This is a genomic window from Sodalis sp. C49 (genome assembly GCF_046352915.1).
In the GTDB taxonomy this organism is placed as follows: domain Bacteria; phylum Pseudomonadota; class Gammaproteobacteria; order Enterobacterales; family Enterobacteriaceae; genus Acerihabitans.
This window is the reverse complement of sequence record NZ_CP163303.1, coordinates 3116065-3128720: the sequence shown is the minus strand read 5'-3', so window position 1 is coordinate 3128720 and position 12656 is coordinate 3116065. Positions and strand designations below refer to the sequence as shown.

General features: G+C 60.3%; 15 protein-coding genes. 6 read left to right on the top strand and 9 right to left on the bottom strand.

Translation table 11 applies throughout. From position 1 onward, the window contains the following. The first annotated feature begins 23 nt into the window (after positions 1 to 23). A complete protein-coding gene (locus tag ABUK12_RS14085) occupies positions 24 to 776 on the top strand; it encodes an SDR family NAD(P)-dependent oxidoreductase (RefSeq protein ID WP_410012447.1) in 753 nt (250 codons plus the stop codon). A 21-nt stretch (positions 777 to 797) separates the two neighbouring features. Further along, on the top strand, positions 798 to 1505 hold the full coding sequence (locus ABUK12_RS14080) for an SDR family oxidoreductase (RefSeq protein ID WP_410012446.1): 708 nt from the start codon (positions 798 to 800) through the stop codon (positions 1503 to 1505). A gap of 1 nt (position 1506) precedes the next feature. Here ABUK12_RS14080 and ABUK12_RS14075 read toward each other — a convergent pair whose 3' ends face one another. The 9 genes from ABUK12_RS14075 to phnF all read right to left on the bottom strand — a co-directional run bounded on the left by ABUK12_RS14075 (position 1507) and on the right by phnF (position 8557). After that, positions 1507 to 2109, bottom strand: coding sequence for a DapH/DapD/GlmU-related protein (locus tag ABUK12_RS14075; protein ID WP_410012445.1), 603 nt, complete (start codon positions 2107 to 2109; stop codon positions 1507 to 1509). A gap of 85 nt (positions 2110 to 2194) precedes the next feature. Next, positions 2195 to 3331, bottom strand: coding sequence for an alpha-D-ribose 1-methylphosphonate 5-triphosphate diphosphatase (gene phnM / locus ABUK12_RS14070; protein ID WP_410012444.1), 1137 nt, complete (start codon positions 3329 to 3331; stop codon positions 2195 to 2197). Further along, complete coding sequence (phnL, locus tag ABUK12_RS14065) at positions 3318 to 4034, bottom strand: phosphonate C-P lyase system protein PhnL (RefSeq protein WP_410012443.1); 717 nt, start codon at positions 4032 to 4034, stop codon at positions 3318 to 3320. Before phnL ends, phnM begins: the two co-directional genes overlap by 14 nt. A 31-nt stretch (positions 4035 to 4065) precedes the next feature. Next, positions 4066 to 4854 carry a phosphonate C-P lyase system protein PhnK gene (gene phnK / locus ABUK12_RS14060; protein WP_410012442.1) on the bottom strand — a complete coding sequence of 263 codons (789 nt, stop codon included), beginning with the start codon at positions 4852 to 4854 and terminating at the stop codon, positions 4066 to 4068. Beyond that, the gene (locus ABUK12_RS14055; RefSeq protein ID WP_410012441.1) at positions 4851 to 5711 is read right to left on the bottom strand and encodes an alpha-D-ribose 1-methylphosphonate 5-phosphate C-P-lyase PhnJ; all 861 of its coding nucleotides are present in this window, start codon (positions 5709 to 5711) and stop codon (positions 4851 to 4853) included. The genes phnK and ABUK12_RS14055 overlap by 4 nt, the downstream gene beginning before the upstream one ends. Beyond that, positions 5704 to 6804: a carbon-phosphorus lyase complex subunit PhnI gene (locus tag ABUK12_RS14050; protein ID WP_410012440.1), complete on the bottom strand. Its 1101-nt coding sequence runs from the start codon at positions 6802 to 6804 to the stop codon at positions 5704 to 5706. The genes ABUK12_RS14055 and ABUK12_RS14050 overlap by 8 nt, the downstream gene beginning before the upstream one ends. Next, a complete protein-coding gene (phnH, locus tag ABUK12_RS14045; protein ID WP_410012439.1) occupies positions 6804 to 7385 on the bottom strand; it encodes a phosphonate C-P lyase system protein PhnH in 582 nt (193 codons plus the stop codon). Before phnH ends, ABUK12_RS14050 begins: the two co-directional genes overlap by 1 nt. Beyond that, positions 7385 to 7831 carry a phosphonate C-P lyase system protein PhnG gene (gene phnG, locus ABUK12_RS14040; RefSeq protein WP_410012438.1) on the bottom strand — a complete coding sequence of 149 codons (447 nt, stop codon included), beginning with the start codon at positions 7829 to 7831 and terminating at the stop codon, positions 7385 to 7387. The genes phnH and phnG overlap by 1 nt, the downstream gene beginning before the upstream one ends. After that, positions 7832 to 8557 carry a phosphonate metabolism transcriptional regulator PhnF gene (gene phnF, locus ABUK12_RS14035; RefSeq protein WP_410016653.1) on the bottom strand — a complete coding sequence of 242 codons (726 nt, stop codon included), beginning with the start codon at positions 8555 to 8557 and terminating at the stop codon, positions 7832 to 7834. 395 nt (positions 8558 to 8952) lie between these two features. Between phnF and phnC the strand changes: the two genes are divergently transcribed. The 4 genes from phnC to phnE (ABUK12_RS14015) all read left to right on the top strand — a co-directional run bounded on the left by phnC (position 8953) and on the right by phnE (ABUK12_RS14015) (position 12643). Continuing rightward, entirely contained in the window at positions 8953 to 9786 is an 834-nt protein-coding gene (phnC, locus tag ABUK12_RS14030) for a phosphonate ABC transporter ATP-binding protein (RefSeq protein WP_410012437.1), read from the top strand. A gap of 91 nt (positions 9787 to 9877) precedes the next feature. Next, positions 9878 to 10810, top strand: coding sequence for a phosphonate ABC transporter substrate-binding protein (gene phnD / locus ABUK12_RS14025; protein ID WP_410012436.1), 933 nt, complete (start codon positions 9878 to 9880; stop codon positions 10808 to 10810). Between the two features lie 64 nt (positions 10811 to 10874). Then, the gene (gene phnE / locus ABUK12_RS14020) at positions 10875 to 11738 is read left to right on the top strand and encodes a phosphonate ABC transporter, permease protein PhnE (RefSeq protein WP_410012435.1); all 864 of its coding nucleotides are present in this window, start codon (positions 10875 to 10877) and stop codon (positions 11736 to 11738) included. Further along, positions 11738 to 12643 (top strand): phosphonate ABC transporter, permease protein PhnE, encoded by a 906-nt coding sequence (gene phnE, locus ABUK12_RS14015; RefSeq protein WP_410012434.1) that lies wholly within the window; start codon positions 11738 to 11740, stop codon positions 12641 to 12643. The genes phnE (ABUK12_RS14020) and phnE (ABUK12_RS14015) overlap by 1 nt, the downstream gene beginning before the upstream one ends. Positions 12644 to 12656 lie beyond the last annotated feature (13 nt).

The window sequence follows — 12656 nt, the reverse complement described above, 5'->3', positions numbered from 1 at the left end:
CCGCCCATCGTAGGGTAAACATTATGTCTATAGATACCACCCAAGGCCTGAGGGAACGGGTTGCCATTGTTACCGGCGCGGCGGGGGATATCGGCCGCGCCACCGTGGCGCTGCTGCTGGCCCATGGCGTTCGCATCGTAGCGGAAGATATTAATCCCGAGGTTAGGGATCTAGAACAAGCCGGCCACATTGTGACGCTGGTGGCGGATGTCAGCGAGGAAGCCACGGCAAAGCAGGCGATAAAGTTAGCGCAAGAGCAGTATGGCGGGCTGGATATTCTGGTGAACAACGCCGGGCGCACGCTGAACAAATCCGTGGCCGACACCAGCGCGCAAGAATGGGATCAGATCCTGGCCGTCAACGCGCGCGGTTGTTTTTTGCATTCCCGCGAGGCGCTGCGGGTGATGGCGGCGCAGGAGCAGGGCGCTATTGTAAACGTAGCGTCGGTGGTCAGCGTTATCGGTATGGCCGGCACCGCCGCGTATGCCGCCTCTAAGGGGGCTATCGCGCAGCTAACCAAAGTGATGGCGCTTGAATACGGCGCCCACAACATCCGCGTAAACGCTGTGGCGCCCGGTGTGGTGGAAACCGGCATCCTGAACGGCATCGTCGCGGATAGCCGCGCCACCCTGGCCGGCTACGGTCATCTGCATGCCTTGGGCCGTGTGGCTCAGCCGGGGGAAATCGCCGATGTCATCGCCTGGCTGGCGTCGCCGCGCGCCAGTTTTGTCACCGGCGCGTTAATCATGGCCGACGGCGGTTATACGGCACGTTAAACATTTTTGGGAGTAAAACAAATGAACAACCAAGACATACTGATCATCGCGGCGGAACGCGGACTGGGCCTTGGCCTGGCGGAACAATTTTTCCAACGGGGGTGGCGGCTGTTTGTGACGGCGTTTCCCGGCGCCGATACCACGTCGCTTGAACGTATTGCGGTAGCCGATCCGGCCAGACTGGCCATCGGCTATATAGACGTTACCGCCCGCGAACAGATCGAGGAGCTTAAAACCGCGCTGGGAGAACGCAAGTTTGACGTTATATATCTCAATGCGGGTATTTACGGCGCCTTACATCAGTCAGTGCTGGAGGCCACTGATGAGGAGATGATGCAGATTATGCTGACCAATACCTTTGGCCCTGCCCGGTTGGCCCGTAGTCTGCTGTCTTTCCTGCGCGAAAGGGGCACGCTGGCGTTTATGTCGTCTCACCGCGCCAGTATCGCCGGCAATGTGGAGGGCGGCCTGGAGCTGTACCGGGCGAGCAAGGCTGCGTTGAATATGTTAGCGCGTGGTATCTATGCCGATCAAAAGGCGCGGGGCGTTACCGTGCTTTCGCTGCATCCGGGATGGGCCGCCACCGCAATGGGCACGCTGGACGGCAGGGTGGCCGCGGAAATAGACGTGCTGACGAGCGTCACGGGCGTGGCGGACGTAGTGGAGCATTATCGCCATAGCGGACAACATCTTTACCTGGATTATCAGGGAAAACCCCTACCGTGGTGAACTACAAATAGCGCGCGATAAAACTGTCCAGATCGCGAAAATCCGCCAGGCGCTGTTGCAGCGTCTCATGATCCCAATGCCACCACTGGCTGCGCTCGATACGTTCAATCAGCGTCGCGTCAAAACGGCTGCCGATGGGTTTCGCCGGTACGCCGGCGACAATCGCGTAGGGCGCGACGTCCTTGGTCACCACCGACGCGGTGCCGATGACCGCGCCGTTGCCGATGGTGACGCCGGGCATAATGGTGGCGCCATGGCCGATCCACACGTCATGACCGATGGTGACATGCCGTTCGCGCCGCCAGTCGAAAAACGCCTCGTCGTCGGCGCCCAGTCCGTATGCCGAGCTGCGATAGGTAAAATGATGCTGGGCGATGCGCTGATAGGTGGGATGGTTGCCCGGGTTGATGCGCACATAAGAGGCGATCGAGACGAATTTACCGATGGTGGCGTACGAAATCTTGTTATGGCCGTCGGTATACGAGTAATCGCCCATGTCCACCTCTTCGAGAAAGGCGTCATCGGCCAGATGAACATACTGGCCGAGGCGGGTGCTGTTCAGTATCACGTTGTTGCCGATTTTCGGCTGTGACTGGGATGTCATGAATTGGGTTCCTGTCAAAATAACGCATTTTCCACGACGGATTGGCGCTGCCTGCCCCGCCGCCGTGGGCTGAAAGGGGCCGCGGTCAGAAGACCTGCCGCCCTTGCCGCCAGACATTTTTCACCGACACATGGCCGTGATGGCGATGGGCCAGCACCAGATCGGCGCGCAAGCCTTCGGCAATCAGGCCGCGATCGCCGAGTCCCAGCGCCCGCGCCGGATTGCCGGTCATCAGCATCACCGCCTGCGGCAGGGTAAAACCGTTGGTCTCATCCGCCGCGATGCGAAACGCGGCGTCCAGCAGGCTGGCCGGATAGTAATCGGAGGAGAGGATATCCAGCACGCCAATCGAGGCCAGATGGTGGGCCGCCACATTGCCGGAATGCGATGCGCCGCGCACGATATTCGGCGCGCCCATCAATACCTGCAAACCCAGCTGGTGCGAGGCGCGCGCCGCCGCCTCGGTAGTGGGAAATTCGGCGATGGCGCTGCCCAGGGCGCGGGATTCCTGCACATGCGCCACGGTGGCGTCGTCATGGCTGGCCAGGGTAATATTGCGCCGGCGGCAATGGGCGGCGATCGCCGCGCGGTTGGGCGCCGACCAGCGCAGGGCCAGGGCGGTCTGTTCCTGTTCAAAGGCATCCATTTGCCGATCGCTGAGATGATATTTACCCTGGGTATATTCACGGTATTTCAGCGACGAGACAAACTGGCGCTGGCCCGGCGAATGATCCATTAATGACACCAGCGCCACCGCCGGCTGATCCATAAATTGCTCAAACAGCCCAAGGGTGCTGCTATGGGGCAATTCACAGCGCAGGTGCAGCCGGTGTTCGGCGCGGGTGGCGCCGGAGGCGTGGCTGGCGACAATGGCGTCGATCATTTTTTGCAGCGTGCCGGCCCGGTGTCCGCCGTCGCGCACATCGCCTATCGCCACCGCGTCCAGCACGGTGGTGATGCCGTTGGCCACCATCAGCGCGTCATGGCTGCTCATGGCGGAATGCGCCGGCCAGTCGACATTCGGGCGCGGGGTAAAGAATTTATCCAGGTTATCGGTATGCAGTTCGATTAACCCGGGCAGCAGCCAGCCGCCCTCGCCGTCCAGCGCCTGGGGCAATTGGCTGGCGCTGTCGGCGTAGCTGAGAATCATGCCGTCGCGCATCTCCAGCGAACCGCTGACAATCTCATCTTTTAATATGAGTTTGACGTTATTTATGATCATCGGGGGTATTCACCTCATGAGACGGTTGCATAGCGTAGAGCCGGTCCGCCACCCGCTGGCGGACGGCGTCGTCATGGAAAATGCCGACAATGGCGGCGCCGCGCTGTTTGGCCTGTTCGATCAGGGCGACCACCGCCGCGCCGTTGCGGCCGTCGAGCGATGCGGTGGGCTCGTCGAGCAGCAATACCGGGTAATCGATGATAAAACCGCGCGCAATATTGACCCGCTGCTGCTCGCCGCCGGAAAAGGTGGAGGGCGCCAGATGCCAAAGCCGGCGGGGCACATTCAGCCGGTCGAGCAATGCCTCGGCGCGCTCCCGGCACTGCACGCGTTCGACGCCCAGCTCCAGTAATGGCTGCATCACCAGGTCCAGGGCGCTGATGCGCGGGATCACCCGTAAAAACTGGCTCACCCAGCCGACGGTATGGCGGCGCACCGCCAGGATTTGCCGGGCCTCGGCCTGGACCATATCCAGCCATCCGTCCTGGTGCCGTATCCAGATATGGCCCTGGTCGGGCAGGTAATTGGCGTACAGCGAGCGCAGCAGGGTGGACTTGCCGCTGCCGGAATGGCCGTGCAGCACCAGGCATTCGCCGCCCTTGACCGTCAGGTTGGCGTCGCGCAGCACCGGCAGGCGCACGCCGTTTTGCTGATGCAGCACAAAGGTTTTACTGAGATGTTCGACCCGCAATTGCGTATTCATCCGATGGTTCCACATGATAGATGTCTCCGTCTCAGGATAAGACCGACGAGACCAGGAGCTGGGTGTAGGGATGATGGGGATCGTCCAGCACCCGATCGGTGAGTCCGCTCTCCACCACCCGTCCTTCCTTCATCACCAGCAGCCGATGGGCCAGCAGGCGCGCCACGCCGAGATCGTGCGTGACGATCACCGCCGCCAGCTGCATCTCGACCACCAGCCCGCGCAGCAGATCCAGCAGCCTGGCCTGCACCGACACATCCAGTCCGCCGGTGGGCTCATCCATAAACACCAGCCGCGGCCGGGTGACCAGGTTGCGGGCGATCTGCAGCCGCTGCTGCATGCCGCCGGAAAACGTGGTGGGCAAATCATCAATGCGCGCCGCCGGGATTTCCACATCCTCCAGCCAGTGGGCGGCCTGTTGCCGGATCTCGCCATAATGGCGCTGGCCGACGGCCATCAGGCGCTCGCCGATATTGCCGCCGGCGGAGACGCGCGGGCGCAGTCCGTCGAGGGGATGCTGGTGCACCACGCCCCATTCGGTGCGCAGCAGGCGGTGGCGGTCGCTTTCCGCCATGGCGTACAGGTCGCGCCCCGGACCGGTGGCCGGACAATAGGTTATCCTGCCCTCCTGCGGCGTGAGCCGCGCGGAAATGGCTTTCAGCAGCGTGGTTTTGCCCGATCCGGACTCGCCGACAATGCCGACCACCTCGCCGGGATAGATATCGAACGAGACGTCGCTGAAGCCTTTTCCCGGCGCGTAGAGATGCGTGAGGCGCTCAACCGACAGCAGCGGCGTCGGGGAAAGCGATGCGGAGGTCATACGGGATTCCCCTGTGGCTGTTGCGCCAGCTGCTGCTGGCAAAAATCGGTATCGGAGCAGATAAACATGCGATTGCCCGCGTCGTCGAGCACCACCTCGTCCAGGTAGCTGGCGCGGGATCCGCACAGCGCGCAGGGCTGCTCCCAGCGCTGCACGCTAAAGGGATGATCATCGAAATCCAGGCTCTTGACCTTGGTAAAGGGCGGCAGGGCGTAGATGCGTTTTTCACGGCCGGCGCCGAACAGCTGCAGCGCCGGCATCATATGCATTTTGGGATTATCGAACTTGGGGATCGGCGAGGGATCCATGACATAGCGATCGTTCACCTTCACCGGATAAGCGTAGGTTGTGGCGATATGGCCGTAACGGGCGATATCCTCGTACAGCTTGACCTGCATGACGCCGTATTCTTCCAGGGCGTGCATTTTACGGGTTTCGGTTTCGCGCGGTTCGATAAAGCGCAGCGGCTCGGGGATCGGCACCTGGTAAATCAGGATCTGGTCCGCCGCCAGGGGCGTTTCCGGGATACGGTGGCGGGTCTGGATAAGCGTGGCCTGGGTCGTGCGCCCGGTGGTGGCGACGCCCGCCACCCGCTGGAAAAAGCGGCGGATCGACACCGCGTTGGTGGTATCGTCCGCGCCCTGGTCAATCACCTTCAGCACATCGTTGCGGCCGATAATGCTGGCGGTGAGCTGGACCCCGCCGGTGCCCCAGCCGTAGGGCATCGGCATTTCACGCCCGCCGAACGGCACCTGGTAGCCCGGAATGGCCACCGCCTTGAGAATGGCGCGGCGGATCATGCGTTTGGTTTGTTCGTCGAGATAGCCCGGATTATAGCCGGCCAATGTCTCACTCATGGGGGTTCTCCGATCCGGTGCCGGCGCCGTGGACAAATTCCTGGCGCAGGCGTTTAAGCAATTCCAGTTCAGCCTGGAAATCGACGTAGTGCGGCAGCTTGAGATGGGAAACAAATCCCGCCGCCTCCACATTATCGGCATGGGCCAGCACGAACTCCTCGTCCTGGGCCGGGCTATCGACCTGCTCGCCGTACTCGCCGCATTGCAGCGCGCGATCGACCAGCGCCATGGACATCGCCTTGCGCTCGGCGCGGCCGAATACCAGCCCGTAGCCGCGGGTAAAATGCGGCGGCCGGTCCGCGGGGTCGACAAAGCCGTTGACCATTTCACATTCCGTCAGCAGGATTTCGCCGATATCAATGGCAAAACCCAGCTCTTCCGGCACGACGGTGACCGTCGCGTAGCCGCTGCGGATCTCGCCGGCAAACGGATGGGTGCGGCCGTAACCGCGCTGGCCGGAGTAACTTAGCGCCAGCAGAAAACCCTCGTCGCCGCGTACCAGCTGCTGCAGGCGGGCGGAGCGCGAGCTGGGATAGGTGGGCGGACGGCGGGTGATATCGTCCGGTTCCGCGCCGTCGTCGTGTTCGCCGGGAGCCAGCTGCTGCTGGCCGAGCAGGCTGAACACATGGGCGCATTCATCGGGCAGCGCGGCGTCGGCGCGCGGCGCGGCCGGCACCGGCGCGCCCTCCGCCAGCAGGGCGAAGTCCAGCAGCCGGTGGGTATAGTCATAGGTCGGCCCGAGCACCTGTCCGCCGGGCAGATCTTTATAAACCGCCGAAATACGGCGCTCCAGGCGCATTTTTTCCGTGGCGACCGGTTCGCTCACCGCCAGGCGCGGCAAGGTGGTGCGATAAGCCCGCAGCAGGAAGATGGCCTCGACCAGATCGCCGCTGGCCTGTTTTATCGCCAGCGACGCCAGTTGCCGATCGTAGATGCCGCCTTCGGTCATGACCCGATCCACCGCCAGGCCGAGCTGTTGATCGATCTGCCCGCAGCCGATCGCCGGGATCGCGTCGTCGCCGCGACGCAGATGTTCCTGTAGTTGATGGGCGGCATCAATCGCCTTTTCCCCGCCTTTCACCGCAACATACATCAGCACACCTCCACATGGGTGGTCCTGGGAATGGCCATCAGGCCGTCTTCGCAGGCCAGCAGGAAATCAAGGCCAAGCGGGAAACGCTGTGGCCGGTTGACCAGATAATCCAGCAGCGGCGCCGGCAGCGCCGGGGCCGCCCGGCGCGGATGCTCTATGCCCGGGCCGCTCAGGCGCAGCGGTACGCCATCGTCCAGGCTGTCGATTTGCACTACCACCATGGCGCCGAGCTCGGGCGAAATTTCAGTGCCGTGCGCCAGCGCCTGGAGCTGCGCGGCGGTAAGCCGGTTATCGAATACGGCAAGGCTTGCGAGCGCCGGGCGTGCGGCCAGCGGCGCGCCGGTATGGAAACGCAGGTTGTTGATAACGGCGTCGCTGCCCAATGCCGGGCAGATGGCGAGCGGCGTTTCCCCATCGGCCAGCGTCAGCAGTACGCCGGTGGCGGCCTTGCCGAGCGGATGCCACCCGTCCTTTACCGGCAGGGTCACCCGGGAGCCGGGTTCGCTCAGGGCTTTGAGGATCAGGCGAAAAGCCTGCTGGGACTGGTGCACCGGTTGGGTAAATCCTGGCAGCAGCGTCATCAGTTATCCCCCCGCACCAGGGTAAAGAAGTCCACGCGGCTGGCGGCGATTTCACGCGCCCGTAATTGGTGTTGCTCTTGCCGCCGGGCGGACAGGGGCTCGATTAATTGCCGATGCAGGCGTTCATGATGCTCCGCCCGTTGCAGCATGGCATCCGCCAGGGCGCACAGCTCGGCATGGGCTTTATCGCGACCGGCCACGTAGCTGTAGCCATAGGTGCCGCTGCCAAGGCGGACCACGGCCCGCGTTACCGTCATGTCGCCCAGGACAAAACGGCGTCCTGTGGCGCCCATGCGCGCGACAAGCTGGGTAAGCCCGGTTTCCGGCGCGCGGATAATGTCAAACGGGACGTTAAGATCCAGGGTCTGCCAGCCGGCCCGCACTTCCGCGGCGGGGGAGGACGCCAGTACCGACATCCAGCGCTGTCTTTGCTGTAAGGTAAACATTCAGTGCTCCATCGTCAGTTCAATCATATCGGCGCGCGCCAGGGTAAAGGAGTATTCCGCTATCCGGTCGCTGTCGCCGCGGGTATTGAGCGTGCGCACGCAGAGCAGCGGGATTTGATGGGCCGCCTCCAGAAGCTGGCTTTCCTTGGTCTGGGCCCGCCGCGCGCTGATGCGCGTTTGCCTGCGCACCAGCTTCTCGCCCAGGCGCGTAGTGATAAATTCATGTAGCGAACCGCTGGCGAACTGCTGCAGTTCGGGCCACCACGCCAGGTCCGGCAGATAGTGGTCGATAACGCTGAGCGGCACGCCGTTGACCCGGCGCAGCGTGCGTAAATGAATCACGGTTGCGCCGGCCTGGCACGACAGCGCGTCCGCCACCGGCACGCTGCACGGTCGCAGCACCGCCAGCAGCAGTTCGCTGGTGGGGTGGCTGCCCTGATCCAGCAGGTTCTGGCTGAAATGCGCCTGGGCATGCAGCGGATAGTCATAGGGCCGCATCAACACCAGGATGCCGATACCGTGCCGACGCTGCAGCCAGCCGCGATCCACCAGTTGATCCACCGCGCGCCTCAGGGTGTGGCGGTTAACCTGATAGCGCTGCGCCAGGCGCTGCTCCGACGGCAAATATTCGCCGCTGCGGTACTGCGTGCGCAGCTCCTGCTCCAGCTGCGCGGCGATATGCTGATAAAGCGTGGGATAACTGGTCGGATGTCTAGATAACTGCATCATAATAAAAATCTCCACGGGGCGGCGGACAGTGGGTATGCAATAACGGGATGGCGCGGTGTGGCGGCATAACATACGGCAACGCTTCCGTTACGACATTGCATAGCATGATGGCGGCGCAAGATGACAGTGCGGTTAAAATAAGATGACATCGGAATGAATACTTGCCATTCACTGTTTTTATAAAAGAAGAAACGTCTGCAGCTATTTGAATTAAAGAGATAAAAAGATATTGCTCATGCGACGGGAATATATTTTTTGGGGCAACAGGCTGATGAATGACTTAATCCGGGGCAGCGTCACCTGAGCATCATAATAATATCATCCTGCTGTCATATATTAATCCGTTAATAGCAATCCATAGTGGTTTGGTAGACTTATTCCGGAGCAAACTTATGGCACAGGCACTGTTGCAGTTGGCGCAGCCCGAGGATCCCGTACTGCTGGCGCTGGAACAAAAAAAGGTCTTGGCGGTCAGGGGATTGAATAAGCATTTTAATCCGCAGAATAAGGTATTGCAGGACATTAACTTTGACCTGTACGCCGGTGAATTTGTCGCGATCATCGGCCGTTCCGGCGCGGGGAAATCCACCCTGCTGCATATCCTCAACGGCTCATTGCCCGCCTCCGGCGGCGAAATCCTGCATTACGCGCAAGACGGCGGCATGCTGGATATCGCCAGTCTGCCCGCGCGCCAGATGCGGCGATGGCGGGCGCAGTGCGGCATGATTTTCCAGGATTTTTGCCTGGTACCGCGCCTGGATGTCATTACCAACGTTCTGCTGGGACGATTAAGCCAGACATCGACGTTAAAATCCCTGTTTAAAATATTCGACTATAACGATCGCGCCAGGGCGATCGAACTCCTGCAATGGCTGAATATGCTGCCCCACGCCCTGCAACGGGCGGAGCATCTGTCGGGCGGGCAAATGCAGCGGGTGGCCATTTGCCGCGCGCTGATGCAAAACCCGAAAATAATGCTGGCGGACGAGCCGGTGGCTTCTCTCGATCCCAAAAATACCCACCGTATTATGGGTGCGCTGAAGAACGTGGCCGAAAATAATATTTCCGTTTTGATAAACCTGCATTCCGTTGAATTAGTAAAAGAATATTGCACGCGAGTAATAGGTATTTCCCAGGGACGGATTGTTTATGACGGACATCCCGATCTGCTGGATGAGCACGTCTTGCAGATATTATATGGCGATGAAATTGCCCAGGTTCATTGATAAGCAAATCAGCCTCCGTTAATAGAGCGGGCGGGCTGGATTAACCCACACTTTTTGCCATTTTATTCATTGACTCACAAAGGCTATTTTAATGAAAAAGACATGTTCCCTGATAACCTTGCTGGCCGGTGCCTTCATGACATTGAATGCCGGTGCGGCCGATGCCCCGAAAGAACTTAACCTGGGTATTCTCGGCGGGCAGAACGCGACGCAGCAGATTGGCGACAATATGTGCGTGAAGGATTTTCTGGATAAAAAATTAAATGTCGATACCAAGCTGCGCAACTCCTCCGATTATTCCGGCGTCATTCAGGGGTTATTGGGCGAGAAGGTGGATATGGTATTGAGCATGTCGCCGTCGTCCTTTGCCTCGGTGTATATCGCCAATCCCAACGCGGTCGATCTGGCGGGCATCGTGGTGGACGATACCGATCAGTCAAGGGGCTATCATTCTGTAGTGGTGGTCAAGGCCGACAGCCCGTATCAAAAGCTGGAAGATCTGAAAGGTAAATCCTTTGGTTACGCCGACCAGGATTCCACCTCAGGTTATCTGATCCCGGATCATGTGTTCAAGAAGCAATTTGGCGGCAATATTGATAATAAATACAATAACTTTTTCTCAAGCGTTACTTTTTCCGGCGGTCATGAGCAGGATATTCTGGGCGTGCTGAACGGCCAGTTCGAAGGGGCGGTAACCTGGGCGTCGATGGTGGGCGATTACGATAAGGGTTACAACACCGGCGCCTTTGTGCGCCTGATTAAGGCGGACCATCCCGATTTGATGAAACAAATCCGCATTATCTGGCAATCGCCGTTAATTCCCAATGGCCCGATATTAGTACGCCACTCCCTGCCGGCGGATTTTAAAGCCAAACTGGTCGACGCTATCGAGCAGTTGGATAAGCAAGACCACTCATGCTTTATCAAGGCGGTTGGCGGCAAACAGCATATCGCCCCCACGTCCCTGAAGGAATTCCAGGATATTATCGACCTGAAACGCGAGCTGGTGAAAGGCAATCGCTAAGGCGCGGTAGGGTTGTTAACCCCCGCTGGCCGCCAGTTGGCGGCCGGCACTGAAACGATGGCCTATGAATACTGATTTCAACCACTATTATCATCAGGTCCGGCGCAAACATAAACGCGACTCGCTGCTATGGTCGGGGGCGCTGGTGGTGCTGTATCTTGGCGCCGGCAATATCGCCGAATTCAACCTGTACGCGGTTTGGGTCGCCATTCCCCACTTTTTCGACTATCTGGCGCAAACCATTCCTGTCCTGCATTGGCGGGTATTGTTCGCCGATCGCCATACCCTGGGCTCGCTGCCTTACTGGGGCTACCGGCTGCCTATCCAGCTGCCGCTGATTTGGGATACCGTGCAGCTGGCGCTGGCTTCGACGATATTATCGGTGCTGGTCGCCAGCGTACTGGCGTTTCTGGCGGCTAATAATACCCGCAGTCCCGCGCCGCTGCGCTTCGCGCTGCGTACGCTGGTGGCGTTTTTGCGCACCATGCCGGAGCTGGCCTGGGCGGTGATGTTTGTGATGGCGTTCGGCATCGGCGCGTTCCCCGGGTTCCTGACGCTGGCGGTACATACCGTCGGCAGCCTGACCAAACTGTTTTATGAAGCCATTGAGTCGGCTTCGGACAAACCCGTGCGCGGGCTGTCCGCCTGCGGCGCGGGGACATTACAGCGCATGCGCTTCGGCCTGTGGCCGCAGGTGAAGCCGATCTTCCTGTCCTACAGCTTTATGCGCCTGGAAATCAATTTCCGCCTGTCGACCATTCTGGGGCTGGTGGGGGCGGGAGGCATCGGCCAGGAGCTGATGACCAATATTAAACTCGATCAGTACGATCAGGTCAGCATGACGCTGCTGCTGATCATCCTGGTGGTGGCGCTGCTGGATTATATTTCCGGCAGGCTGCGCAAATGGGTCGTGGAGGGGAGGGGCTGATGCCGACCACAACATTGTCACCGCAGGCGCTGGCGGAATCCAGGCGGCGGCACAAAGATATCTTCGCCCGGCAAAACCGCTACCTGCGCCGGCTGGGCCTGCTGACCGCCGCCGTCGCGCTGTATTATGTTTATTTTTTTTCGGCGTTCGGCCTGCCGTGGCCGCGTTTCCTGCTCGGTTGCCAGCAAATCGGCCATTACATGGCGCGCATGCTGGTTTGGCATGATGTGGCCCACTGGCCGTTTGCCTATTACCTCGGGCAGATCTTCCTCACCATCGCCATTGTCTGGGTCGGCACCCTTACCGCCACCCTGATTGCCTTGCCCCTGTCTTTCCTGGCGGCGCGCAACGTGATGTCCACGCCGGCGCTGCGGCCTATCGCCCTTGTGGTCCGCCACACGTTTGATATTTTCCGCGGTATCGATATGGCTATCTGGGGAATGGTGTTCGTGCGCGCCGTCGGCATGGGGCCGCTGGCCGGGGTGATGGCGATTATCGTGCAGGATGTCGGCCTGCTCGGCAAGCTGTACGCCGAAGGCCATGAGGCGGTGGATAAATCGCCCGGCCGCGGCCTGAGCGCGGTGGGCGCCAACTACGTGCAAAAACAGCGCTTCGGCATCTATACGCAATCGTTTCCCGCCTTCCTGGCGCTCAGCCTGTACCAGATTGAGTCCAATACCCGCTCCGCCGCGGTGCTGGGCTTTGTCGGCGCGGGCGGGGTAGGGCTGGTTTACGCTGAAAATATGCGCCTGTGGAATTGGGATGTGGTGATGTTTATTACCCTGGTGCTGGTGGTAATTGTGATGGTCATGGATAAGATTTCGTCCCTGCTGCGCAAGAAATACATTACCGGTAATGACATCCCCTTATTCCAGGCGCCGCGGATCGCCCGCGAGGTGAAATAACGGCGTCCGGCGG